The organism is Pseudomonas sp. K2I15 (assembly GCF_002204795.1).
GTDB lineage: Bacteria > Pseudomonadota > Gammaproteobacteria > Pseudomonadales > Pseudomonadaceae > Aquipseudomonas.
This window is the reverse complement of record NZ_NIXO01000053.1, coordinates 1-22,795: the sequence shown is the minus strand read 5'-3', so window position 1 is coordinate 22,795 and position 22,795 is coordinate 1. Positions and strand designations below refer to the sequence as shown.

At 62.1% G+C, this 22,795-nt stretch carries 23 protein-coding genes; 13 read left to right on the top strand and 10 right to left on the bottom strand.

What is annotated here, in order from left to right; translation table 11 throughout:
• Positions 1-32 precede the first annotated feature (32 nt).
• The 3 genes from CEC48_RS24780 to CEC48_RS24770 all read left to right on the top strand — a co-directional run bounded on the left by CEC48_RS24780 (position 33) and on the right by CEC48_RS24770 (position 4,051).
• A complete protein-coding gene (locus tag CEC48_RS24780) occupies positions 33-1,685 on the top strand; it encodes an acyl-CoA dehydrogenase family protein (RefSeq protein WP_088426132.1) in 1,653 nt (550 codons plus the stop codon).
• A gap of 153 nt (positions 1,686-1,838) precedes the next feature.
• Positions 1,839-3,338: an AMP nucleosidase gene (gene amn, locus CEC48_RS24775; RefSeq protein ID WP_176438781.1), complete on the top strand. Its 1,500-nt coding sequence runs from the start codon at positions 1,839-1,841 to the stop codon at positions 3,336-3,338.
• 71 nt (positions 3,339-3,409) lie between these two features.
• A complete protein-coding gene (locus CEC48_RS24770; protein ID WP_029616066.1) occupies positions 3,410-4,051 on the top strand; it encodes a pseudouridine synthase in 642 nt (213 codons plus the stop codon).
• On the opposite strand, the gene CEC48_RS24765 is transcribed toward CEC48_RS24770, so the two are convergent.
• Positions 4,046-4,255 (bottom strand): DUF2788 domain-containing protein, encoded by a 210-nt coding sequence (locus CEC48_RS24765; RefSeq protein ID WP_088426146.1) that lies wholly within the window; start codon positions 4,253-4,255, stop codon positions 4,046-4,048. The two genes, CEC48_RS24770 and CEC48_RS24765, sit on opposite strands and share 6 nt — an antisense overlap.
• A gap of 165 nt (positions 4,256-4,420) precedes the next feature.
• Positions 4,421-4,900: an Lrp/AsnC family transcriptional regulator gene (locus tag CEC48_RS24760; RefSeq protein ID WP_003194418.1), complete on the bottom strand. Its 480-nt coding sequence runs from the start codon at positions 4,898-4,900 to the stop codon at positions 4,421-4,423.
• A 414-nt stretch (positions 4,901-5,314) separates the two neighbouring features.
• Between CEC48_RS24760 and CEC48_RS24755 the strand changes: the two genes are divergently transcribed.
• A complete protein-coding gene (locus tag CEC48_RS24755) occupies positions 5,315-6,448 on the top strand; it encodes a DUF6515 family protein (RefSeq protein ID WP_088426130.1) in 1,134 nt (377 codons plus the stop codon).
• Here CEC48_RS24755 and CEC48_RS24750 read toward each other — a convergent pair.
• Both CEC48_RS24750 and CEC48_RS24745 read right to left on the bottom strand, forming a co-directional pair.
• Positions 6,445-7,338 carry a cation diffusion facilitator family transporter gene (locus CEC48_RS24750; protein ID WP_088426129.1) on the bottom strand — a complete coding sequence of 298 codons (894 nt, stop codon included), beginning with the start codon at positions 7,336-7,338 and terminating at the stop codon, positions 6,445-6,447. The two genes, CEC48_RS24755 and CEC48_RS24750, sit on opposite strands and share 4 nt — an antisense overlap.
• Positions 7,339-7,353: 15 nt before the next feature.
• Complete coding sequence (locus tag CEC48_RS24745; RefSeq protein WP_088426128.1) at positions 7,354-7,773, bottom strand: polyribonucleotide nucleotidyltransferase; 420 nt, start codon at positions 7,771-7,773, stop codon at positions 7,354-7,356.
• 121 nt (positions 7,774-7,894) lie between these two features.
• On the opposite strand from CEC48_RS24745, the gene hrpB reads away from it, so the two are divergent.
• Complete coding sequence (gene hrpB / locus CEC48_RS24740) at positions 7,895-10,402, top strand: ATP-dependent helicase HrpB (protein WP_088426127.1); 2,508 nt, start codon at positions 7,895-7,897, stop codon at positions 10,400-10,402.
• 141 nt (positions 10,403-10,543) lie between these two features.
• Here the strand turns inward: hrpB and CEC48_RS24735 are convergent, their stop codons facing one another.
• Together CEC48_RS24735 and CEC48_RS24730 are read right to left on the bottom strand one after the other, a co-directional pair.
• Complete coding sequence (locus CEC48_RS24735; protein WP_088426126.1) at positions 10,544-11,632, bottom strand: endonuclease/exonuclease/phosphatase family protein; 1,089 nt, start codon at positions 11,630-11,632, stop codon at positions 10,544-10,546.
• Positions 11,633-11,673: 41 nt separating this feature from the next.
• Positions 11,674-12,333 carry a YciC family protein gene (locus tag CEC48_RS24730; protein ID WP_088426125.1) on the bottom strand — a complete coding sequence of 220 codons (660 nt, stop codon included), beginning with the start codon at positions 12,331-12,333 and terminating at the stop codon, positions 11,674-11,676.
• Positions 12,334-12,512: 179 nt separating this feature from the next.
• Here CEC48_RS24730 and CEC48_RS24725 point away from each other — a divergent pair, with 179 nt between their 5' ends.
• The 3 genes from CEC48_RS24725 to CEC48_RS24715 all read left to right on the top strand — a co-directional run bounded on the left by CEC48_RS24725 (position 12,513) and on the right by CEC48_RS24715 (position 14,525).
• Positions 12,513-13,283 carry a DUF2076 domain-containing protein gene (locus CEC48_RS24725; protein ID WP_088426124.1) on the top strand — a complete coding sequence of 257 codons (771 nt, stop codon included), beginning with the start codon at positions 12,513-12,515 and terminating at the stop codon, positions 13,281-13,283.
• 129 nt (positions 13,284-13,412) lie between these two features.
• Positions 13,413-13,889 carry an NYN domain-containing protein gene (locus tag CEC48_RS24720; RefSeq protein WP_003215502.1) on the top strand — a complete coding sequence of 159 codons (477 nt, stop codon included), beginning with the start codon at positions 13,413-13,415 and terminating at the stop codon, positions 13,887-13,889.
• A 24-nt stretch (positions 13,890-13,913) separates the two neighbouring features.
• On the top strand, positions 13,914-14,525 hold the full coding sequence (locus CEC48_RS24715; protein WP_017476222.1) for a PolC-type DNA polymerase III: 612 nt from the start codon (positions 13,914-13,916) through the stop codon (positions 14,523-14,525).
• 177 nt (positions 14,526-14,702) lie between these two features.
• Here the strand turns inward: CEC48_RS24715 and CEC48_RS24710 are convergent, their stop codons facing one another.
• Both CEC48_RS24710 and CEC48_RS24705 read right to left on the bottom strand, forming a co-directional pair.
• Complete coding sequence (locus CEC48_RS24710) at positions 14,703-14,996, bottom strand: DUF6124 family protein (RefSeq protein WP_088426123.1); 294 nt, start codon at positions 14,994-14,996, stop codon at positions 14,703-14,705.
• 179 nt (positions 14,997-15,175) lie between these two features.
• Positions 15,176-15,637, bottom strand: coding sequence for an Lrp/AsnC family transcriptional regulator (locus CEC48_RS24705; RefSeq protein ID WP_088426122.1), 462 nt, complete (start codon positions 15,635-15,637; stop codon positions 15,176-15,178).
• A gap of 159 nt (positions 15,638-15,796) precedes the next feature.
• Between CEC48_RS24705 and yedA the strand changes: the two genes are divergently transcribed.
• Together yedA and CEC48_RS24695 are read left to right on the top strand one after the other, a co-directional pair.
• The gene (gene yedA, locus CEC48_RS24700; protein WP_088426121.1) at positions 15,797-16,693 is read left to right on the top strand and encodes a drug/metabolite exporter YedA; all 897 of its coding nucleotides are present in this window, start codon (positions 15,797-15,799) and stop codon (positions 16,691-16,693) included.
• A gap of 48 nt (positions 16,694-16,741) precedes the next feature.
• Positions 16,742-18,073, top strand: coding sequence for a DEAD/DEAH box helicase (locus tag CEC48_RS24695; protein ID WP_088426120.1), 1,332 nt, complete (start codon positions 16,742-16,744; stop codon positions 18,071-18,073).
• 106 nt (positions 18,074-18,179) lie between these two features.
• Here CEC48_RS24695 and CEC48_RS24685 read toward each other — a convergent pair whose 3' ends face one another.
• Together CEC48_RS24685 and CEC48_RS24680 are read right to left on the bottom strand one after the other, a co-directional pair.
• The gene (locus CEC48_RS24685) at positions 18,180-19,415 is read right to left on the bottom strand and encodes a TIGR03862 family flavoprotein (RefSeq protein ID WP_088426118.1); all 1,236 of its coding nucleotides are present in this window, start codon (positions 19,413-19,415) and stop codon (positions 18,180-18,182) included.
• Positions 19,416-19,587: 172 nt separating this feature from the next.
• The gene (locus CEC48_RS24680; RefSeq protein ID WP_017477871.1) at positions 19,588-20,508 is read right to left on the bottom strand and encodes a histone deacetylase; all 921 of its coding nucleotides are present in this window, start codon (positions 20,506-20,508) and stop codon (positions 19,588-19,590) included.
• A 76-nt stretch (positions 20,509-20,584) separates the two neighbouring features.
• Between CEC48_RS24680 and CEC48_RS24675 the strand changes: the two genes are divergently transcribed.
• The 3 genes from CEC48_RS24675 to CEC48_RS24665 are packed head-to-tail and all read left to right on the top strand — an operon-like array spanning position 20,585 to position 22,649.
• Positions 20,585-21,154, top strand: a complete 570-nt coding sequence (locus CEC48_RS24675) for a GNAT family N-acetyltransferase (protein WP_088426117.1) — start codon at positions 20,585-20,587, stop codon at positions 21,152-21,154.
• Between the two features lie 41 nt (positions 21,155-21,195).
• Positions 21,196-22,065 carry an acyl-CoA thioesterase II gene (gene tesB, locus CEC48_RS24670; protein WP_010174840.1) on the top strand — a complete coding sequence of 290 codons (870 nt, stop codon included), beginning with the start codon at positions 21,196-21,198 and terminating at the stop codon, positions 22,063-22,065.
• Positions 22,062-22,649 (top strand): HAD family hydrolase, encoded by a 588-nt coding sequence (locus CEC48_RS24665; RefSeq protein WP_088426116.1) that lies wholly within the window; start codon positions 22,062-22,064, stop codon positions 22,647-22,649. The genes tesB and CEC48_RS24665 overlap by 4 nt, the downstream gene beginning before the upstream one ends.
• The last annotated feature ends 146 nt before the right edge of the window (positions 22,650-22,795 follow it).

The window sequence follows — 22,795 nt, the reverse complement described above, 5'->3', positions numbered from 1 at the left end:
ATCAGCGGGCCGACTTTTTCGAGGAGGCTGCCATGAACCTGCACCAGTTTGCCGAAACCCACGACGTCACCAACCAGCCGCCGTCCCTGGACGGTACCAACCTGTACCGTATCGATTTGCCGCTGCAAGACTGGTCCCGGCGCTTTGGCGCCGGCTGGGCCGAGCAGCGCATCGACACCTACGGCGCGCTGGCGGGTGGGCCGCTGATGGAAGCCGGGTTTTTGGCCAACCAGAACAAGCCGGTATTCAACAGCCACGACCGTTTTGGCCATCGTATCGACCTGGTGGAGTTTCATCCGGCCTACCATGAGCTGATGCGCACCGCCGTCGAACATGGCCTGCCGTCGCTGCCGTGGGCCCATCCGCAATCCGGCGCCCACGTGGCCCGCGCCGCCATGACCTACCTGCACACCCAGGCCGAAGCCGGTACCGGCTGCCCGCTGACCATGACCTTCGCCTGCGTCCCGGCCCTGCGTTTGCAGCCGGACCTGGCGCAAACCTGGCTGCCGAAAATCCTCGCCACCGAATACGACCCGCGTAACGTCAGCATCGCCCACAAGGCCGGCGCCACCATCGGCATGGCCATGACCGAGAAACAGGGTGGCACCGACGTGCGCGCCAACACCACCCGTGCTTACCCGGTGGGCGCCGGCGGCCCGGGCCAGGCGTATGAACTGGTGGGGCACAAGTGGTTCTGCTCGGCGCCGATGTGCGATGGCTTCTTGACCCTGGCCCAGACCGACAAGGGCCTGACCTGTTTCCTGCTGCCCCGGCACCGCCCGGACGACACGCGCAACGAGTTCTACATCCAGCGCCTGAAGAACAAACTCGGCAACTGCTCCAACGCTTCCAGCGAAGTGGAGTTTCGCGGTGCGCTGGCCTGGATGATCGGCGAGGAAGGGCGCGGCGTACCGACCATTATCGAGATGGTGGCCATGACCCGTTTCGACTGCATGGTCGGCTCCAGCGCCCTGATGCGCCAGGCGCTGACCCAGGCCAGCCATCATTGCGCCCATCGTCTGGTAGGCGGCCGTGTGCTCAGCGAGCAACCGCTGATGCAAAACGTATTGGCCGACCTGGCTTTGGAAAGCGAGGCGTCCCTGGCCTTGAGCATGCGCATGGGGCGCGCGCTGGACCATCTGGATAACGAACAGGAAGCCAAATTCGCCCGGCTGGTCACGGCGGTGGGCAAGTATTGGATCTGCAAACGCGCCCCGGCGATGATCAACGAAGCCGCCGAGTGCATGGGCGGCGCCGGGTATGTCGAAGACAGCATCCTGCCGCGTTTGTACCGTGAGGCACCGGTGAACTCGACGTGGGAAGGTTCCGGCAATGTGCAATGCCTGGATGTACTACGGGCGTTATCGAAAGAGCCGGGCGTGTTGGAAGCGTTGTTCGTCGAATTGGGGGATGGCCACGGTCACAAGCACCTGGCGCGGCACATCGAGCAGTTGAAGTCGGCCTTCATGGACACCCAGGACATCCAGTACCGTGCCCGGCAACTGACCGAGGACATTGCCGTGGCGTTGCAGGCCAAGCTGTTGCTGGAGGCGGGCAATGCCAGTGTCAGTGACGGCTTTATCGCCAGCCGGCTGGGTGAGTCGTCGGGCCGGGTGTATGGCACCTTGCCACGCGGTGTGGATGTGGGGGCCATCGTTGCACGCTCGACACCTCTGTTTGCCTGAATAAACGCGGTCAAAATGTGGGAGCGGGCTTGCTCGCGAAGGCGGTGGGTCAGCTAATACAGGTGCTGGCTGACCCACCGTCTTCGCGAGCAAGCCCCCCACATTGATCGCATTCCAATTCCGGTGTTCCAGTGCGCCAGCGATACAGGCAAGATGAAGGCCTGCAAGTCAGAACACAGGATGCTTACCGTGACCGAAGCTTTTGTTGTCGTTCAAACCGCCGAAGAAGCCGTGGATCGGCTGGCGGCTCTCCATGAGCGTGCTACTGGTGCGCTCAATCAGGCCCTCAAGCGCTACCTCAAAGACCGCGTCGAACCTGACGCCGAACAACGCGCGATGTTTCGCTACCCGGAACTTCGCCTGACCTACCTGGTGCAGGGCGAAGTCCCACAGACCACCCGGGCGTATGCCAAGGTCCAGTTGCCGGGGACCTACAGCGTCACCGTCACCCATCCGTCAGCCTTCCGCAAATACCTGCTGGAGCAACTGGTGCCGTTGATGCACGACTTCACCGTGACAGTGGAAGTGGGCGTCAGCCAGCAGAACATTCCTTACCCGTACGTGGTTGAGCAGGGCGACGAACTCGCCGGCTCCGGCGTGACCGCCGCCACGCTGGCGCGGGTGTTCCCGAGTACCGACCTGTCTGCCGCCACCGATGGCATCGCCGACGGTCTCTACGATTGGGAAAATACCGACCCGCTGCCGTTGGCGTTGTTCGACGCCGCCCGCGTCGACTTCTCCCTGCGCCGCCTGGTGCACTACACCGGCAGCGACTGGCGCCATGTGCAGCCGTGGATTTTGCTGACCAACTACCACCGCTACGTTGACCAGTTCATCGTGCATGGCCTGGAACAGTTGCGCAGTGACCCGCGCTTTATCCGCATGGTGCTGCCGGGCAACGTGATCATCGACAAGAGCATGGACCACGGCGAAGCGTCTGCCATTGCTGCGGGCGTGGTCTGGCACCGTTACCAGATGCCGGCCTACCATTTGCAGGCCAGCGATGGCCACGGTGTGACCCTGGTGAACATCGGCGTCGGCCCGTCCAATGCCAAGAACATCACCGACCACCTGGCCGTATTGCGCCCGCATTGCTGGCTGATGATTGGCCACTGCGGCGGCTTGCGCCAGTCCCAGACCATCGGCGACTACGTGCTGGCGCACGCCTACATGCGCCGCGACGGGATTCTCGACCGCGTGGTGCCGCCGAACATCCCGATCCCGGCCCTGGCCGAAGTGCAGATGGCCTTGCAGCAAGCGGCGGCCAACGTTACCGGCGAGAAGGGCGAAGAGCTGAAAAAACGCCTGCGCACCGGCACCTTGTTGACCTACGACGACCGCAACTGGGAACTGCGCTGGGCCCAGGAACGTCCGCTGATCAACCTGTCTCGCGCCGTGGCGGTGGACATGGAAAGCGGCACCATCGCCGCCCAGGGTTATCGTTTGCGGGTGCCGTACGGCACGTTGCTGTGTGTGTCGGACAAACCGCTGCACAGCGAGATCAAGCTGCCGGGTTCGGCCAACGCGTTCTATGAGCGTGCGGTCAGCCAGCACTTGAAGATCGGCATCGAGGCGGTGGATTTGTTGCGCACCGAACTCAACTCGCTGCACTCGCGCAAACTGCGCAGCTTCGACGAGCCGCCGTTCCGCTAAACGGTTGGGATGGTTATTTAACGGTCAGGCCACTAGCATTGTCGGTCCTGACCGTTAGATGTTCCTTTGCCATGTCCCGTCCTGCCCGTCCCGTTTCTCGCCGCCCTGGTGTGAAAAGTCCACAAACTTCGTCAGCCCCGCGTCGTGTCGCCAAGGCGCCACCGGCTGAGCCCAAGTTGATCCTGTTCAATAAACCCTTCGATGTGCTGACCCAGTTCAGCGACGAAGGCGGGCGGGCGACCCTCAAGGATTTTATCGACATCCCCGGCATCTACCCGGCCGGGCGCCTGGACCGTGACAGTGAAGGCCTGCTTTTGCTGACCAACGATGGCCAATTGCAGGCGCGCATCGCAGACCCCAAGCACAAGCTGGCGAAAACCTACTGGGTGCAGGTAGAAGGCGAGCCGACCGAGGAGCAACTGCAACGCCTGCGTGACGGGGTGGAACTCAATGACGGCATGACCCTGCCCGCCGAAGCCCGGCAACTGGACGAGCCGCAACTGTGGCCGCGCAACCCGCCGGTGCGTTTTCGCAAAAGCGTGCCGACTCATTGGCTGGAGTTGGTGATTCGTGAAGGGCGTAACCGCCAGGTGCGGCGCATGACGGCAGCCGTGGGCTTGCCGACGTTGCGTCTGGTGCGGGTGCGAATTGGTGACTGGTCGATCGACGGCCTGGACCAAGGCCAATGGAAGGAAGTGCCGGCGCGCTTATAAGGCGCCGGACTCGATCAGGCCGATCACCACGCTCTTGATGACGAATGCGGCAACGCCCAGGCCCAGCACGAAGAACAGGATCATCGAGCCAAAGCGCCCTGCCTTGGATTTCTTCGCCAGGTCCCAGACGATAAAGCCCATGAAAATGATCAGGATGCTGACCAGGCCGGTCATCATCCATTCTTCAAACACGGCGGGATCAATCGAGTTCATCGGGTCGTTTCCGGCTGGGTAGGGCCAGAAGTATACGCCAGCATCATAAGCTCATCATTGACCTGCGTCGGTCCGCCGCAGGCTTATTTCCCTGTTGAAACACAGTCAAAATGTGGGAGCGAGCAAGCCCGCTCCCACATGTGTTCCGAGGTGGCCTTAAGTGCGCAGGTGGGTCAGCGGCAATTCAGTGCTGTTGAGCACCTGGTTCAGCACAAAGCTTGAGCGCACGCTGGTGACGCCTTCGATGCGGGTCAGGTGCCCCAGCAGCAGTTTTTGATAGTGATCCATGTCTGGCACCACCACCTTCAGTTGATAGTCGGCGTCCATCCCGGTTACCAAGCTGCATTCCAGCACTTGCGGCAAGGTGCGGATGGCGGCTTCGAAGTTCTCAAAACGCTCAGGGGTGTGTCGGTCCATGCCGATCAGCACGTAGGCCGTCAGGCTCAGGCCGAGCATCTTGCGGTCCAGCAGTGCGACCTGGCGGGCGATGTAGCCGTCGTCCTCCAATTGCTTGACCCGGCGTGAGCACGGCGAAGGCGACAGGCCGATGCGTTCGGCCAACTCCTGGTTGGAGATCCTCGCGTCGCGCTGCAATTCCGCCAAAATACTCAGGTCGTATCGGTCAAGCTTGCTCATGGGGCTGGCCTTTGTCGTAACTATTGCGGTGAATTATCTATCCAGGGTTAAAAATTGCGCAAGCACTGTTTATTGAAGCAATCTTCGCAATCCTCTGTCCGGGCTTGGGGCGTAAAGTTATCAACAGAATCACCGCCCGGACATACAGTCCACTGCAGCCCGCTCATACCGCCGGCTGCGGCCGCCAACCTCACCAGGTTGCCCCGGCCCCCGGGCTGCACACTGTCCACAAGACGGCGTGAGGTGAGCCAACGTCATAAGCGTTGAGCCAGGACGAAGTTCTCAAGGGGCGACCGACGGGTCGCCCCTTTTTATTGCCTGCGAAAATAGTTCTCGTGACTGATAACCTGTCGCAGAACCGGGCCCCGGTTTTCCAGTCTTACGTGTAGGCCCTAATCCGCAGTGAGGAATAGCATGAAGCGCATCTGGCGTTTGGCAGGTGTTGGTTTGCTGATGATGAGCGTTGGTGCGCAAGTGATGGCCGACGACCCGCCACGCCAGGAAGGCGGTGGCCAGCGCGAGGAAGGGCACCCAGGCAATAACCAGCCTCGGCCGCAGAACAACCAACCTCGACCGCAAAATAATCAACCGCGTCCTGAAGCTCCTCGCCCGGAGAACAATCAGCCGCGTCCGCAGAATCAGCATTTCGAAAATAATCAGCCACGGCCGCAGAATCAGAATCAGAATTTTGAGCGTCCGAATGGTGGCCAGGGGCAAGGTCGCCCCCAGGGCAACCAACAGCAACAGCCACACCCGGCGCCGCAAGCGCAACCTCAGCCGGCCAATAACCTGCCGATCCAGGGGCGCCCGGATACCGTGCGCCAGACCCAGGAACCGCGTCCCGGCAACTACCAGGACATTCCGCGGCGTAACGACGGCAACCAGCATTGGCAAGCCGGTAATGGCGGCCAGGGTGGCCCAGGCCGTCCCGGCTTCAACGGTGGTAACGGCGGTGGCAACAACCATCCCAATGATCACCGCTGGCCAGGCCGCCCCGACGGGCATGGCAATGGCTGGGGCCCTGGCCCGCAATACCGCCCGGGTTACATCGTCGACCGCTTCCCTGACCGTAACTACCGTGTACCGTATCGCGGCCAGAACTACTTCTTCTCGGGTGGCTACTGGTACCGCCCACAAGGCCCGCGCTACGTCGTAGTGGCGCCGCCTTACGGGATCCGCGTGCAATACCTGCCGGACTACGCGCGGGAAGTGTGGGTGGGCAGTGCGCTGTTCTTCCTCGCGGCCGGTGCCTATTACACCTACGAAGAAAGCAGCCAGCAGTACGTGGTGGTCGAGCCTCCGCCCGCCGCGCCAGCGCCGCAGCCAGTGCCCCAGGGCAATGGTTATGACGTGGTGGCTTACCCGGCCAACGGCCAGTCACCGGCGCAAGTCCAGCAGGATGGCTACGACTGCTATCGCTGGGCCGTGCAACAAAGTGGGTTTGACCCAAGGACTGTCACCTACGCCCCAGACCCGGCCGTGGTGCAAACCTACCGCCAGGCCCAGGGCAACTGCCTGAGCAGTCGCGGGTATCAGGTGCAGTACTAGGCCTTGGCGCCATTGACCACTTCCTGCGGGTCGGCGTGCACCAGCACTTCGGCTCGCGGGTAGGCGTTGTGGATGGCGTCGGCGGCCTGATCGCTGATGCCATGGGCCACTGACAGGCTCAATTCCCCCGGCAATTCCAGGTGCAACTGCACAAACCAGTGGCTGCCGGAAATCCGTGTGCGCAAGTCATGCGCGCCCAATACGCCGGGCACACTGCACGCCAGCTCCAGCATGTGCTGGCTGACATCCGGCGGCAGCTCCTCGTCCATCAACACCGAAAAACTTTCCCGGGCGATCTGGATCGCGCTCCACAAAATGTAGGCCGCGATGCCCAGGCCGAACCAGGCGTCCACCTGATGAAAACCAAACGCCGCCAACACCAGTGCCACCAGGATGCTGCCGTTGAGCATCATGTCTGAGCGATAGTGCAGCGAATCGGCGCGGATCGCGTTCGAGCCGGTTTCGCGGATTACCCGGTATTGCAGGATCAGCAGCGCCGCCGTCAGCGCCAGCGACAGAATGATCACGCCGATGCTCAACCATGGCGCGCCCACCGGCTCCGGATGTTGCAAACGCTGGAACGCCTGGAACGCGATCAACACCGCACTGCCGGCGATAAACAGCGCCTGCGCCATGCCCGACAGGGATTCCGCCTTGCCGTGGCCATAACGGTGATCGTCATCGGCCGGGCGCAACGCGTAATGCACCGCCAGCAAATTAAGCAGCGAGGTGACGCCGTCGAGCAGCGAGTCGGTCAACCCGGCGAGCATGCTCACCGAGCCACTGAGCCACCAGGCGATGGCTTTGGTCACAATCAGCACACTGGCCACGCCGACGGAGGCGCGGGTGGCCAGGCGCAATAGCCGGGCGTGTTCGGGACTGGTGGTCATGGGGCGGGTCAGTCCTTAAGCGGCGGGTTGCAGGCCCAGGGTGGCGAGTTGTTGCACGCTGCCCTTGAACTGGATCATGCGTGGGTCGTCCAGCGGCAGGTTACGGCCGGTTTCATTCAGGATGATGGTTTGCAGCTTGGCGTTATCGACCTTGCCGTCGGCGCCGATGGCTTGTTGGAGTTTTTCCGGGGCCACTTGGGCGGTTTTGCCTGGCTCGAAGTAAATCGCGCCGGTGGCGAAGTCGACACCCAAGGCGATCAGGCCCGGGATCACGTAGAACAGCAGGCCGACCGCATCGAGCGCGGCAATCGCCGGGTCGATCTTGCCGTCGATCTGGCCACGGCGGTCGGGGTAGAAAATCGAGCCGCAAGCCGTCAACTGGCTCAGCAGGGTGACGGCCAGAACACCGCCGATGACACGGGAAGCAACACGCATGGGACTCTCCTGAACTCGTTTGATGGGTGACTATATCCTGTGCACGCCAGGTATGCCCTTGAGACCACCACCGACACCCGGCAGTTCGCCGTTATACTCGCCGCTCTGCTTTGGAGCCAGTATGAATTCGTTGCCAATCGATGATGTTTTACCCGCCTTGCGTGACGCCTTGGCGACGCGCCATGAAGCCGTGCTCGAAGCACCGCCCGGCGCCGGTAAAACCACACGGGTGCCGTTGGCGCTGTTGAATGAACCCTGGCTGGCCGGGCAAACCATCCTGATGCTTGAACCCCGCCGCCTGGCCGCCCGTGCAGCGGCAGAAAGGCTGGCCAGCGAGCTGGGTGAAAAGGTCGGCGAAACCGTCGGCTACCGCATTCGCCTCGACAGTAAAGTCGGCCCCAACACCCGCATCGAGGTTGTCACCGAAGGCATCCTCACCCGCCGCTTGCAGGATGACCCGGCGTTGGACGGCGTGGGGTTGTTGATCTTCGACGAATTCCACGAACGCAGCCTGGACGCCGACCTGGCGCTGGCCCTGAGCCTCAATGGCCGGGATCTGTTTCGCGACGAGCAGCCGCTGAAGATTCTGCTGATGTCCGCGACCCTCGAAGGCGAACGCCTGGCCGGGTTGCTGGACGATGCACCTATCCTGCGCAGCGAAGGGCGCATGTACCCGGTGCAGATGCGCTGGGGGCGGCCATTCCAGCCCGGCGAATTTATCGAGCCACGGTTAGTGCAAACCATCCTTGAAGCCCTGCACGATGAAACCGGCAGCGTGCTGGTCTTCCTGCCGGGGCAGGCCGAGATTCGCCGGGTTAACCAGCAATTGGCTGACGCACTGGGCGATAACACCAATGTGCTGCTGTGCCCGCTGCATGGCGAACTGGACCTCACGGCTCAGCGCGCCGCTATCGACCCTGCGCCCGCCGGCAAGCGCAAAGTGGTGCTGGCCACCAACATTGCCGAGACCAGCCTGACCATCAACGGCGTGCGGGTGGTGATCGACGCCGGGTTGGCGCGGGTCCCGCGTTTCGATCCGGGCAGCGGCATGACCCGTCTCGACACCCAACGCATCTCCCGCGCGAGCGCCACCCAGCGTGCTGGCCGGGCAGGGCGCCTGGAGCCGGGGGTGTGTTATCGGTTGTGGTCTGAGGATCAACATGAAGGGCTGGCGGCGTATTCCAGTGCGGAAATTCTCTCGGCAGATCTCGCAGGTATGGCCCTGCAACTGGGCCGCTGGGGCGTGGCGCCCACGCAGCTGGTGTGGCTCGACGTGCCGCCAACCGCCGCTTATGCACAGGCCCAGGATTTGCTTGAGCGATTGGGCGCGTTGAGCGACGGCAAGCTGACCGTCCACGGCCAGAAAATGGGCGGGTTACCGGCGCATCCACGCATCGCTCATCTATTGTTGCGCGGCCAGGATTTGGGCTTGGCGACCATGGCGTGTGACGTGGCGGCGCTGTTGGGTGAGCGCGATATCTTGCGCGGTGCCGGTGCGGATTTGCACAGCCGCCTGGCCTTGTTATCCGGCGAAGAAAAGGCCCGTGGCACCCAAGGTGGCGTGCAGCGTGCCCGGCAACTGGCCCGGCAATACCGTGGCTATTTAAGAGGCAAGGCCGAGCAGCCGGTCGCCGATCCGGATCACCCGCGTTGGCTGGGCGCCTTGCTGGCGCTGGCTTATCCCGACCGCGTGGCGCAGCAACGGCGGGCTGGCGGCGCCGAATACCGCCTCGCCAACGGTCGCGCCGCGCTGTTCGCCGAAGCGGACAGCCTGATGAAACAACCCTGGCTTGTGATCGCCGATTTGGGCAGCCGACAGGGCCAGCGCGAAGAACGGATTTACCTTGCGGCGGATTTTGACCCAGCGCTGTTTGATTCTGTATTGGCCGAGCAGGTGCGCAATGTCGACCAACTGGATTGGGACGAGCGCGAAGGCGTGCTGCGCGCCGAGCGCCAGCGCAAGGTCGGCGAACTGGTGCTCAGCCGCGAACCCCTGACCGGCCTCGACGAGTCCGCCCGCAGCCAGGCGCTGGTTAACCTGGTGCGGCGCAAAGGTCTTGAACTGCTGCCCTGGACCCCGGAACTGCGGCAATGGCAGGCGCGGGTGATGCTGCTGCGTCATCTGGACACCGGCAAGGCCAGTGAGTGGCCGGATGTCAGCGACAGCGCCTTGCTCGCCAGCCTCGAACACTGGCTGATGCCTTATCTGGGCAAGGTTTCGCGCCTGAGCCATTTTGCCAATCTGGATATCGCAAGCTTCCTGCATAACCTGCTGCCGTGGCCGTTGCCGCAGCGGCTGGACGAGTTGGCGCCGCACCATCTGAAGGTGCCGTCGGGCTCGTCGGTGCGTTTGGACTACAGCGAGCAGCCGCCGATTCTGGCGGTGCGCTTGCAGGAATTGTTCGGGCTGGCGGACACGCCGCGTATTGCCGGCGGGCGGCAGGTGGTCAAGCTGCACCTGTTGTCACCGGCAAGGCGCCCGGTGCAGGTGACCCAGGATCTGGCCAACTTCTGGCGCAGTACTTACGCCGAGGTGAAGAAGGATTTGAAAGGGCGGTATCCCAAGCATTACTGGCCGGATGATCCTTTGATCGCTGAACCTACTGCCCGGATCAAACCGAGAAAGTAAGAGCGCCGAAGATCAAATGTGGGAGCGGGCTTGCTCGCCAATACGGTGGATCAGTCGACATCTACAATGACTGACACTGTGCCTTCGCGAGCACGCCCGCTCCCACACAAACCGGTTTTCACAGAATATCTGCAGTGTGGGTTACTGCGCCGCTGGCAACAGGAACCGCGCAATCACCGGCAAGTGATTGGAGATGCGCTCCGTATCGCTCTGGCGCACCTTGCTCTCAACCTTTTTGATCCGCGAGCTGTAGAACAGATAGTCCAGCGTACGATCCGGCCCGTCTACGGTCGGGTCATTCGGGAAATAGGTCAGCCACTTGTCCCGGTCAATCCCGCTGGATTGGCTGTTGCTCGGGATCATCGGGTATTTTTCCCACAGCAGATGCAGCTCACTGTCCGGTGAATACTGCCCGCGCTTGTCGGCATCCAGGCGCAGGAACTGCCCCAGCGGTAACAGGTTGAAATCCCCACCCATCAGCCACGGCGTACCACGGCTCTCGAATTTATCCACCAGCTTGACGGTGGCCTGCACCTGTTCCAGCACCGCATTGTGCCCAGGGGCGGTGCCGTCCAGGCGCGTGTTGAGCACGGCCAATTGGCCGCCATCGCTCAACGGCAGGTAGGTCAGCAATAACGCCGGCTTGGTCTGGAATTGCCGGCTGATCAGGTTGGCCCCGGCCACCGGCAATTGCAGGCGCTCGGCGTGTTCGATCTGGTAGCGGCTCATGGTCACCAGCTTGCGGCCGACGCTGCCGAAGATGTGCCGGTCGGGCACGAAGTCGGCTTTCCAGTCGAACGCCTGTGCGCTGCACGGGTAGAGGTCGGCCAGGCGCTCCTGGAGCAAGGCCAGTTGGTCCTGGTAGCTGGAAGGCTTGGCGCCTTCGTCGACTTCCTGCAACAGCAGGATGTCGGGCTGCTCGTCGCGGATTACGCGCGCCACTTCGTCGAGGCTGGAGGCCATGTCTTCCACGGTGGGGCGGTCGTCCGGGCCGCTGCCATCCGGGGTGTCGTACCAGAATACGTAGTTCTTGCCCGCCAGGTACTGCACGTTCCAGGTCATGACCTTGAGGGCCTGACCCGGCAGCAGGGTCGGCGCTCGTGGCGCGACGCAGCGGATGGGCAGGGTTTCCTTGTCGGCAGGGCGCCAGGTCAGGCTGTAGATCAAGCCGGTCAGCAGGGCCGCAAGAATCAGCAGGCCCAGCAAGGTAATGCGCAGTAATCGGGTCATCGGCTCGGCTTATGGCGTTGCAGGACAAGGCCCGGAGCATATCACCGCGCGTCGGCGTCGCCACCAATCAACATGAACAGGCGGAACAACACCACGCTGGTGAACAGTTGCAGGAAGCTTTGTGCGCTGTCCATCAGCAGGCCCAGCAGCGGGTTCGGGTCCGGGTAAACCGCCACGCTGGCGCCCTTGAGCAGCCACAGCGGGGTCATCACGCACAGCAGGCACACCAGGATGCGCCAGAAATGCCCACGGGTCAGGCGCAGGCTTTCTTTCATGGCCGACAGTGCCGACATGCCTCGCAACACCAGCAAATACTCGGCGAAGGCCAGCACCACCATCAGCCACAAGCCCGGCAGGAAATACAGCGACAGGCCCAGCAGGATCAGCAGCGTGCTGACTGCCGTGAGCAAGGCAAAGCGTGGCCAAAGGCTCAAGGCCATGGCGAGCACGTCCAGGGTGCGCGGCGACTCCCCACGGGTGCGGGCATCAAGGAACAGGATCAGCGCGCCGGTGTACAGCGGATACACCAGCAGCCCGACGATCACGCTGTAGCCGGGAAACGCATCAGGGCCGAGGGTGTGGTCGAGCACCTGTTGCAGCAGCGCCTCAAGAATTACCAAGGGCAGGCACAACTGCACGATGGCGCCGAGGTTGCGCTTGAAAAAGAAGAAGGAGTCGCGCAGTACGTCTAACGGATTCATCAGGGTCTTCACAGGCCGAAAAGCAAGGGCGTTACTTTAACCGATCACGACCAGATGCAAGCAAACGTAAACCTTACGTAAAGGCTATTGAAACAATCAGTAACAGCCCCATAACTACGCTGTACCTTGCACATAGTGCGCAAGGCGAAGATTTCTACCGGCAATCTAACGAGGTCGCCATGAACAGCGAAGAGCAAACCCTGATCGATGGACTGTTTTCACGGTTGCAGCAAGCCGAAACGGACTCAGCCCCCCGCGACGCTCAGGCCGAAGCGCGGATCAAGGAACACGTCACTCGCCAACCGGCCGCTGCGTACTACATGACCCAGTCGATTCTGGTGCAAGAGCATGCGATCAAGAGCCTTGATGCGCAGAACAAGCAGCAGGCCGAGCAGATCCAACAACTGCAGGACCAATTGCAACAGGCCAAGTCCCAGGCGGCGCAGCCTGCACCGAGCAGTGGCGGTTTCCTGTCGAGCATCTTTGGTGGTGGCTCCCGCGACCCGCAGCCAGCCCAGAGCGCGCCTGCGTCTTCGGGCGGTGGCTGGCGTGAACCGGCGCGTCCGTCTTTTGGTGGGCAACCTGCACCGCAGCAGAACTACGGCGCCCCACAGCAGAATTACCAGCAGCCACAACAGGCACCCGCAGCGCCGATCGGTAGTGGCTTCCTCGGTGGCGCACTGAAAACCGCAGCCGGCGTGGCCGGTGGTGTGATGCTGGCAGAAGGCATCAGCAGCCTGTTCAGCCACAATTCGCAACAGCCGCAAGTGGTTGAAGAAATCATCCGCGAAGAGCCGGCCCCGGCCAGTGATAACAGCAACTGGGGCAACGACGACCAGAAATTCGCCGGCAATGACAGCTGGGGCAGCGACAACGCCTCCGACAGCTTCGCCGACAACGACTATTCCGACGACTCCTCCTCCTTTGGCGACGACGATTCCTTCGTCTGACCCACACTCAACCGGGGCGCTTCGTCGCCCCGGGCTGATTTTTCTCGGAAACTCCCTTGTGGCTGGCATACTGGCAACCTTTCCGGGCCTTTAAGTCCGGGGTCCATGCGCGTGTCATGAGGATTTGCGGTGAAAAAGATAGCCGTGTTCGCCGATGTACAAAACCTCTACTACACCGTGCGCCAGGCGTACGGCTGTCACTTCAACTACGCCGCCCTGTGGGCTGACATCAGCCAGCGCGGGCAGATTGTCGAGGCGTACGCCTATGCCATCGACCGTGGCGACAGCAAGCAGCAGCAGTTCCAGCAGATCCTGCGCAACCTCGGTTTTACCGTGAAGCTCAAGCCCTACATCCAGCGCAGCGACGGCTCGGCTAAGGGCGACTGGGACGTGGGCATCACCATCGACATCATGGACGCCGCCGCCCATGTGGACGAAGTGGTGCTGGCCTCCGGCGACGGTGATTTCGACATGCTGCTGGACCGCATCATCAGCAAGCATGGCGTCGAAGCCGTGGCCTACGGCGTGCCGGGGCTGACGGCCAACTCATTGATACGCGCCGCCAGCCGCTACGTGCCGATCGAAGGCGCGTTGCTGCTTAAATAGATTTTTGACGGAGTTGGAACAGGTTTGGAACGTATAGCGGTCATCGACTTTGAAACCACCGGCATCCAGCCGAGCAGCAGCTGCCGGGCCACGGAAATCGCCGTGGTCATTTTGGAGCAGGGCCAGATCGTGGACCGCTACCAGAGCCTGATGAACGCCGGCGTGCGCGTGCCTGGGTTTATCGAGCAACTGACCGGCATCAGCAACGCCATGCTGCGCACCGCGCCATCGGCGGAGCGGGTGATGAACGAGGTGAACGAGTTTGTCGGCACCACGCCGCTGCTGGCGCACAACGCCGCGTTTGACCAGAAGTTCTGGGATTTCGAGTTGGGGTTGATCCGGCGTACCCGTTTGCAGAAGTTTGCCTGTTCGTTGTTGCTGGCGCGGCGCTTGATGCCGGCGGCGCCGAATCACAAGCTGGGCACGCTGACCTCATTTGCCCAACTGCCCCACACCGGCAAGGCTCACCGGGCGATGGCGGATGCGGAGATGGCGGCGAACCTCACCGCGCATTTGGCCCAGGAACTGCGCCGCACTCACGGGTTGCGGGAGTTGTCACATGAACTGCTGTGCAGCTTGCAGAAGGTTCCGGCGGCGAAGATCAATGATCATTTGAAGAAGCATCGCGGGTTCTGATTCCGGTACTGCTCCCAAGTGATGACGCGCTTCTGTGGCGAGGGAGCTTGCTCCCGTTGGGCTGCGCAGCAGCCCCAAAACCTGCAGTCGGCGTTACGTCAGATACACTGCTGTGCATGCTTTGGGAGCGCTTCGCACTCCAGCGGGAGCAAGCTCCCTCGCCACAGAAATCGCAATTTATCGAGGCTGCAGACAGTCCAGCGACCGATCCACCACCACCTTCGCCATCTCCACCAAATGCATCACCGCCCGCTGCTGCCCGTTCATGGGCTCGCCGGGTATCTGTGCGGTTGCCACTGCGCAATGCAGCAAGTCGGCCGCCCGTGCCAGGGCATCTTCGAAGCTCATGTTGTCGTTCAGCACGAAGGGTGCGCCGTCCGGGGCGGAGGCTTTGAGGTAGTAATCGATGGCGCGGCGGGTGAGGGTGTTGTCGCTGAGGATTTCTTCGTGGGAATTGGTTGTTTTGATCATGGGGGAACTCCTGAAATGGAAGCTGTCACCCCTTGCAATCGGACTTGCACATCCGGTCACCGAATGGTCGATGACCGGGCGAGACTAGCGATGTTATCCGAGGGAAACAAGGCCATAGAGTTCTCTCGGAAGCGTCCGGCAAATGAAAGGGATCAGTCTTGCTGGCCAGGTGATCTATATCACCCGCCATTCTTCCCAACCCCCTCCAACTGCCCCAACGGCACCCGACGCTCTATCGCACTCGACAAGATGATCGAGGTCTTGCTGAACCCGAACTTCGCCACCCGGTTAATCAGGTTCTCCAACTCCGGCATCGACCCCACCGCCGCCTGCATGATCACGCACGGATCCCCCGTCACCCGATGGCATTCAGTCAACTCCGGGATTTGCGCCAACGCGTCGTAAACCTTCTGGCTCCCATGGTTGGTCAACCGCAGCTCAATCACGCACTGGATCGGCAACCCCACCTTGGCCAGGTCGACCTTGGCCTGATAACCGGTAATCACACCACTGGCTTCCAGCTTCGCCACCCGCTCTGCCACGGCGGGCGCCGACAGGTTCACCGTGCGCGCCAATTGCGCGTAGGACGCGCGGCCGTCTTCCAGCAGGGCGCTGAGAAGCATGCGGTCGTATTTGTCCATGATAAGGCTCCAGGAACGCATGGCTTTCGAATACACGGTTTATAGCCTTGATAACCATGCTTTGAAAAGTGTACTGGCGCTTTAAACAGGTTTTGTAACTTATGTTTACGGCAGCAGATTTCTAAAATAACGCTTCTTGTCCTGCCGCAGAGCTGCCCAATGCCTGGCCCACGTCGCTTTCCCTTACCGCTGATCGCCGCCTTTTTTGCGTTGTACGTGATCTGGGGGTCTACCTACCTGGTGATTCGTATTGGCGTGGAATACTGGCCGCCGCTGTTGCTGGGCGGGATTCGCTTCATCACGGCTGGCGCGCTGATGTATGGCTTCCTGCGCTGGCGCGGGGCGCCGGCGCCGACCTGGGTGCAGTGGAAGGCCGCTGCCAAGATCGGCATTCTGCTGCTGACCTTCGGCAACGGCGCGGTCAGTGTGGCCGAGCATACGGGCGTGGCGTCCGGCGTTGCCGCGTTGGCCGTGGCGACCGTGCCGTTGTTCACCTTGCTGTGCGGTTATTTCTGGGGCGCGCGTAATACCCGTCTGGAATGGGCCGGGGTGGTGTTGGGGATTATCGGCATTGCCATGCTCAATATGGGTTCCAACCTGCAATCGAGCCCCACCGGGGCGGCCTTGCTGATTTTTGCGGCGGCGGCCTGGGCCTTCGGTTCGGTGTGGAGTAAGCACTTGCCGCTGCCTCAGGGCGCCATGGCCAGTGCGGCGGAGATGCTGATTGCAGGTTTCGTGCTGCTGGTGCTCAGTGCCGTCAGCGGCGAACACCTGCAAGCCATGCCGCCGCTGGAAGGTTGGTTGGCCCTGGCTTACTTGACCGTGTTCGGCTCGATCATCGCCTTCAATGCCTATATGTACCTGCTCAAGCATGTGCGCCCGGCGGCGGCCACCAGCTATGCCTACGTCAACCCGGCGGTGGCGGTGTTGCTCGGGATTGTATTTGTCGGTGAGACCATCGGCACAGAAGAAGCCCTGGCGATGCTGGTGATTATCAGCGCGGTGCTGTTGATCAGCCTGCCACAGTGGCGAAAGCCGAAACCGGAAATAAGGTAAACTGCGGCGCATTGCGACCTTGCGCTGACTTTTTCCTACGGTATTTCCATGACTTTCGCCACACTTGGCCTGATCGAACCCTTGCTGCGCGCCCTTGAGACGCTTGGCTACCAGACCCCGACGCCGGTGCAGGCGCAAGCCATTCCGGCGGTGCTGGCCGGTCGCGACCTGATGGCCGCGGCCCAGACCGGCACCGGCAAGACCGCCGGTTTCGCCGTGCCGCTGCTGCAGCTGCTGACGATGGAAGGGCCGAAAGTCACCGCCAACTCGGTGCGCGCGCTGATCCTATGCCCCACCCGCGAACTGGCCGAGCAGGTTCACGCCAGCGTCGCCGAGTACGCCCAGCACCTGCCGCTGACCACTTACGCGGTGTACGGCGGCGTGAGCATCAACCCGCAGATGATGAAGCTGCGCAAGGGCGTCGATGTGCTGGTGGCCACGCCTGGCCGCCTGATCGACCTGTTCCGCCAGAACGCGCTGAAACTCAATCAGCTGCAGACCCTGGTGCTGGACGAAGCCGACCGCATGCTCGACCTGGGCTTCTCCGAAGAACTGGCGAACATCTACCGCATGCTGCCGAAAAAGCGCCAGACCCTGCTGTTCTCCGCGACCTTCTCCGATGAAATCCGCCAACTGGCCGGGCAGATGCTCATTGACCCGCTGACCGTCGAAGTCAGCCCGCGCAACGTCGCCGCCAACACCGTCAAGCAATGGGTGGTGCCGGTGGACAAAAAGCGCAAGGCGGAGCTGTTTGTGCACTTGATGCGCAAAGGCCGCTGGAAGCAGGTGCTGGTGTTCGCCAAGACCCGTAACGGTGTGGATGCGCTGGTGGAAAAACTCCAGGGCCTGGGCATCAATGCTGACGGGATTCACGGCGACAAGCCACAAGCGACGCGCCAGCGGGCGCTGGATCGCTTCAAGAGCAGCGACGTGCAGATCCTGGTGGCTACCGACGTGGCGGCCCGTGGCCTGGATATCGAAGACTTGCCGCTGGTGGTCAACTTTGACCTGCCGATCGTGGCCGAGGATTACATTCACCGCATCGGGCGTACCGGTCGCGCGGGCAACACCGGCGAGGCGATTTCGTTGGTGTGTGCCGATGAGGTGAACATGCTGTCGGCCATCGAGATGCTGACCCGTCAGACGTTGACGCGGAAGATGGAGCAGGACTTCGAACCGGAACATCGCGTGCCGGATACTGACGCTACTGGTCAGGTGGTGAAGAAGCCGAAAAAGCCGAAGAAACCCAAGGCGTCCGGTGGCGGCAAGCGCAACCTGGGCAAGTGGGTGGAGAGTGGTGAAGTGTCGGTGGCTGAGCCTTCGATCAAGCCGGTGCGCAAGGTGCCTGCGTTCAATACCGGGCCGCGTAAGAAGAAGTAAGGTCACTGTGGTGAGGGAGCTTGCTCCCGCTGGAGTGCGCAGCGCTCCCGCTTTTTTTGGGGCCGCTACGCAGCCCAGCGGGAGCAAGCTCCCTCGCCACAGGTAATCAGCTAGCGTTCAACCATTCCAGTACGCCACGCCCGGCAACCTGCCCGCTGGCAAAACACCCCGTCAGCAAATACCCGCCCGTCGGTGCTTCCCAATCCAGCATCTCGCCTGCGCAGAACACGCCCGGCAATTGCTTTATCATCAAGCGTTCATCCAGCGCCTCAAACGGCACACCACCCGCGGTACTGATGGCCTCATCCATCGGCCGGGTTTTCACCAGCGTCAGCGGCAGCGCCTTGATATCCACCGCCAACTGCGCCGGATCGTTGAAATGCTCAGCCGGCGTCAATTCCCGCAGCAGCGCCGACTTCACCCCATCCAGCCCCAGCTGACTGTGCAAATGCTTGCTCATCGAGCGTGACCCGCGTGGCTTGCTCAGCGCCGCAATCACCTTGTCCAGCGGCTTGCTTGGCAGCAGGTCGATATGCACCGTGGCCGAACCATCCCGGTTGATTGCCTCACGAATCGGCGCCGACAACGCATAGATCAGGCTGCCCTCGATACCGGTAGCGGTGACCACACATTCACCCAGACGAGGTTTATCGTCCGCCAACCCGATGGCGACGTTTTTCAACGGCGCTCCAGCGAATTTGCTGACCATCAACTCGCTCCAGGCCGACACCTCGAAGCCACAATTGCTCGGTTGCAGCGCGGCGTAAGGCACGCCTTTGTCTTCCAGCAACTTCAGCCACGCCCCGTCCGAGCCCAACCGCGACCAACTGCCGCCACCCAACGCCAGCAGCACCGCATCACCGCGCACGCTTTTATCGCCCTCGGGGCTGTGGATAAACAGGCTGCCGTCGACATTCCAGCCCAGCCAGCGATGGCGGGTGTGGATAACTACGCCCTGGTCCCGCAGGCGCTTAAGCCAGGCACGCAGTAGCGGGGCGGCTTTCATGTCGGTAGGAAACACCCGGCCGGAGCTGCCGACAAACGTTTCTATCCCCAGGCCGTGTATCCATTCACACAACGCCTCGGCACCGAACTGACGCAGCAACGGCGCCATAAACGGTGCCCGCTCGGCGTAGCGCGACAGAAACGCCGGATAGGCTTCGGAATGGGTGATGTTCATGCCGCCCACGCCGGCCAGCAGGAACTTGCGGCCCACCGACGGCATGCCGTCGTACAGGTCGACCCGCACCCCGGCCTGGCTCAACACTTCGGCGGCCATCAGCCCGGCCGGGCCGCCGCCGATGATGATGACGTGTCGAGGTGAGGTTTGGGTCTGGGCCATGGGGATAACTACGGTTCGGCAAAGTAGGCCGAGCATTCTACCCGAGGACGGCGAGACTGCCTGATCAAAAAACGTACAGCTTGCTGCAGGCCTCGCGGCTTAAGGCGTGCAGGGGCTTTCACTCAGGTTATCCACAGGCAGTTCCACAGCGATTGTGGGTAACGTGCATAACTCAGTGACAACCTGATGACGTCCAGACGCGCTGCGCACTGTGGTGCAAAATCCCGTGGCGGCGGGCCAGGGCAGGGCGGTCCTTGCTGTAGCCACCGCCGATCACCCCAACCACCGGAATATCGCGGCCCAGGCAGTGGCGCATCACGCTTTCGTCGCGGGCGGCGACGCCTTGGTCTGTCAGCTTGAGGTAGCCGAGGGCGTCGTCCTTGTGCACATCCACGCCGGCGTCGTACAGCACCAGGTCGGGCTGATACAGCGGCAGCAGGTAGTTGAGGGCGTCGTCGACGACCTTGAGGTAATCCGCGTCGCCCATGCCCATGGGCAGCGGGATGTCCCAGTCGCTTTCGGCCTTACGGGCGGGGAAGTTCTTTTCGCAGTGCAGGGACACGGTGATCGCATCGGGAGTGTCGTGCAGGATGCGCGCGGTGCCGTCGCCCTGGTGCACGTCACAGTCGAAGATCAGTACCCGATTGACCCGCCCGCTGGCCAGCAGGTAATGGCTGATCACCGCTAGGTCATTGAAGATGCAGAACCCGGCCGGGTAGTCGTAGTGGGCGTGATGGGTGCCGCCGGCCAGGTGGCAGGCCAGGCCATGTTCCAGCGCCTGCTCGGCGGCCAGCAACGAGCCGCCCACTGCGCGCACGGTGCGCCGGGCCAGGGCTTCGCTCCACGGTAGGCCGAGGCGCCGTTGGTCTTCACGGGACAACTCGCCGCTCATGTAGCGTTCGATATACCCAGGTTCATGGGCCAGGGCCAGAATCTCTGCGGGGCACAGTTCCGGGCGCAGTAACTGGCTGTCCCGGGTCAGGCCGCTCTCCACCAGGTGGTCACGCAGCAGGCGGAATTTGTCCATGGGGAAGCGGTGGTCCGCCGGGAACTCGGGGCTGTAGTCGTCGTGGTAGATCAGTGGCAAAGGCATGGCGATTTCTGACGGGAACCAGCGACGGATCTTAACAGCGCGTTACACTCACGCACATGGCAAGGGAGGGGGACCCATGGAGCCGATACTGGAATTGGAAAGCGCACGCCTGGTGCTGCGCCAATGGAGCGATGCCGACTTGCCGGAGTTTGCGCGCATGTGCGCCGACCCGCAGGTGATGCGTTACTTTCCGGCCACCTTGAGTCGGCTGGAAAGCGCCGCGCTGATCGGGCGTATTCGCGGCCATTTTGCCGAGTACGGTTTTGGCCTGTGGGCCTTGCAGCGCAAAGACAATGGCGAATTCATCGGCCTCACCGGGTTGCTGAATGTGAGCTTCGACGCCCCGTTCACCCCGGCGGTGGAAATTGGCTGGCGCCTGGCCAAGGAACATTGGGGCTTGGGTTATGCGAGCGAAGCCGCCTGGACCGCTTTGCGCTGTGGTTTCGACCGACTGAAACTGGACGAGATCGTTGCGTTTACCGCTGAAGCTAATCTGCCATCACAAAAAGTCATGCAGGCCATCGGTATGCATTACGATCCCCTGGCAGATTTTGAACACCCCAAGGTCGCCGCCGATGACCCGGTGCGGCATCATGTGTTGTATCGCATCACCCGCGCCCAATGGTTGGACACGCTGCACGGATAAGCAGCCCGGAATGCCCAATAGATTGTTGTAGGAGATGCTCTATGAGCCAAGTGTTGGAAGATCTGGTGGACCTGCTGACCCTGGAGCCGATCGAAGAAAACCTGTTTCGCGGCCGCAGCCAGGACCTGGGCTTTCGCCAGCTGTTCGGCGGCCAGGTACTCGGCCAGTCGCTGTCGGCGGCCAGCCAAACCGTTGAAGAAACCCGGCATGTGCATTCGCTGCACGGTTACTTCCTGCGCCCGGGCGATGCGGCGTTACCGGTGGTTTATTCGGTGGACCGGGTGCGCGATGGCGGCAGCTTCAGCACGCGCCGGGTGACGGCGATCCAGAAGGGCAACCCGATTTTCACTTGCAGCGCTTCGTTCCAGTACGACGAAGAAGGCTTTGAGCACCAGACCACCATGCCCGTGGTCGTCGGCCCGGAAAACCTGCCGTCGGAGTTGGAGCTGACCCAACAGCGCGCGCACCTGATTCCTGAGCACATGCGCGAAAAGCTGCTGTGCCCCAAGCCGATTGAAGTGCGGCCTGTAACCGAGAAAGACCCGTACAACCCGCAGCCGTCCGACCCGGTCAAATACGTGTGGTTTCGCGCGGATGGCGCCTTGGCCGACTCGCCGGCGCTGCACAAATACCTGCTGGCCTACGCCTCGGATTTCGGCCTGTTGACCACCTCGCTGCTGCCCCATGGCAAGACGGTTTGGCAGAAAGACATGCAAGTCGCCAGCCTCGACCACGCGCTGTGGTTCCACGCCGACCTGCGCGCCGATGACTGGCTGCTCTACGCCATGGACAGCCCGTGGGCCGGCAATTCCCGTGGGTTCTCCCGGGGCAGCGTGTACAACCGCGCCGGGCAACTGGTGGCGTCGGTCACGCAGGAAGGCTTGATTCGTCATCGCAAGGACTGGGCGTGAGCCTGGGAGAGGTGAAGCACTGGGTGTTCGACATGGACGGCACCTTGACGGTTGCCGTGCATGACTTTGCGGCGATTCGTGTGGCGCTGGATATTCCGGCAACTGACGACATTCTTACCCACCTGGCGGCATTGCCCTGCGATGAAGCCGCTGCCAAGCATGCGTGGTTGCTTGCGCATGAGCGTGAGTTGGCGCTGGGTTCGGTGGCGGCTATTGGTGCGGTGGAGTTGGTGCGGGAATTGGCCGGGCGTGGTTATCGCCTGGGGATTTTGACGCGTAATGCGCGGGAGTTGGCCCATGTGACGTTGCAGGCGATCGGCCTGGCGGACTGCTTTGCGGTTGAGGATGTGTTGGGGCGTGATGATGCGCCGCCCAAGCCGGATCCGGGTGGTTTGTTGAAGCTGGCGCACGCGTGGGACGTGGCGCCGCAAGAGATGGTGATGGTCGGCGATTACCGGTTTGATCTGGATTGTGGGCGTGCGGCGGGGACCAAGACGGTGTTGGTTAACCTTCCAGACAATCCATGGCCGGAGCTGACGGATTGGCATGCTGAAGATTGCGCGGTATTGCGCCGGATGATTTAAACCGGTTGATGAAGATCCAATGTGGGAGCAACTGTCTTGATGGCCATAACCTAGGCATCGTTCTCAAAGACAGCCAAGCTCCCACAGCTCTGCGCCGTGTGACCTTTACGACATACCGCTGCCGAATCAGGCAGCGTGCGCTTTCC

Excerpts from the sequence above, each read along its gene's own strand:
- hrpB (WP_088426127.1), top strand. The coding sequence starts at position 7,895 with ATGAATTCGTTGCCAATCGATGATGTTTTACCCGCCTTGCGTGACGCC.
- CEC48_RS24750 (WP_088426129.1), bottom strand. The coding sequence starts at position 7,338 with ATGACCACCAGTCCCGAACACGCCCGGCTATTGCGCCTGGCCACCCGC.
- CEC48_RS24680 (WP_017477871.1), bottom strand. The coding sequence starts at position 20,508 with ATGCCTTTGCCACTGATCTACCACGACGACTACAGCCCCGAGTTCCCG.
- CEC48_RS24760 (WP_003194418.1), bottom strand. The coding sequence starts at position 4,900 with ATGAGCAAGCTTGACCGATACGACCTGAGTATTTTGGCGGAATTGCAG.
- CEC48_RS24705 (WP_088426122.1), bottom strand. The coding sequence starts at position 15,637 with ATGGACAAATACGACCGCATGCTTCTCAGCGCCCTGCTGGAAGACGGC.
- tesB (WP_010174840.1), top strand. The coding sequence starts at position 21,196 with ATGAGCCAAGTGTTGGAAGATCTGGTGGACCTGCTGACCCTGGAGCCG.
- CEC48_RS24770 (WP_029616066.1), top strand. The coding sequence starts at position 3,410 with ATGTCCCGTCCTGCCCGTCCCGTTTCTCGCCGCCCTGGTGTGAAAAGT.
- CEC48_RS24745 (WP_088426128.1), bottom strand. The coding sequence starts at position 7,773 with ATGCGTGTTGCTTCCCGTGTCATCGGCGGTGTTCTGGCCGTCACCCTG.
- CEC48_RS24710 (WP_088426123.1), bottom strand. The coding sequence starts at position 14,996 with ATGATCAAAACAACCAATTCCCACGAAGAAATCCTCAGCGACAACACC.
- CEC48_RS24735 (WP_088426126.1), bottom strand. The coding sequence starts at position 11,632 with ATGACCCGATTACTGCGCATTACCTTGCTGGGCCTGCTGATTCTTGCG.
- CEC48_RS24780 (WP_088426132.1), top strand. The coding sequence starts at position 33 with ATGAACCTGCACCAGTTTGCCGAAACCCACGACGTCACCAACCAGCCG.
- CEC48_RS24695 (WP_088426120.1), top strand. The coding sequence starts at position 16,742 with ATGACTTTCGCCACACTTGGCCTGATCGAACCCTTGCTGCGCGCCCTT.
- CEC48_RS24725 (WP_088426124.1), top strand. The coding sequence starts at position 12,513 with ATGAACAGCGAAGAGCAAACCCTGATCGATGGACTGTTTTCACGGTTG.
- CEC48_RS24685 (WP_088426118.1), bottom strand. The coding sequence starts at position 19,415 with ATGGCCCAGACCCAAACCTCACCTCGACACGTCATCATCATCGGCGGC.
- CEC48_RS24675 (WP_088426117.1), top strand. The coding sequence starts at position 20,585 with ATGGAGCCGATACTGGAATTGGAAAGCGCACGCCTGGTGCTGCGCCAA.
- yedA (WP_088426121.1), top strand. The coding sequence starts at position 15,797 with ATGCCTGGCCCACGTCGCTTTCCCTTACCGCTGATCGCCGCCTTTTTT.
- CEC48_RS24730 (WP_088426125.1), bottom strand. The coding sequence starts at position 12,333 with ATGAATCCGTTAGACGTACTGCGCGACTCCTTCTTCTTTTTCAAGCGC.
- amn (WP_176438781.1), top strand. The coding sequence starts at position 1,839 with ATGAAGGCCTGCAAGTCAGAACACAGGATGCTTACCGTGACCGAAGCT.
- CEC48_RS24755 (WP_088426130.1), top strand. The coding sequence starts at position 5,315 with ATGAAGCGCATCTGGCGTTTGGCAGGTGTTGGTTTGCTGATGATGAGC.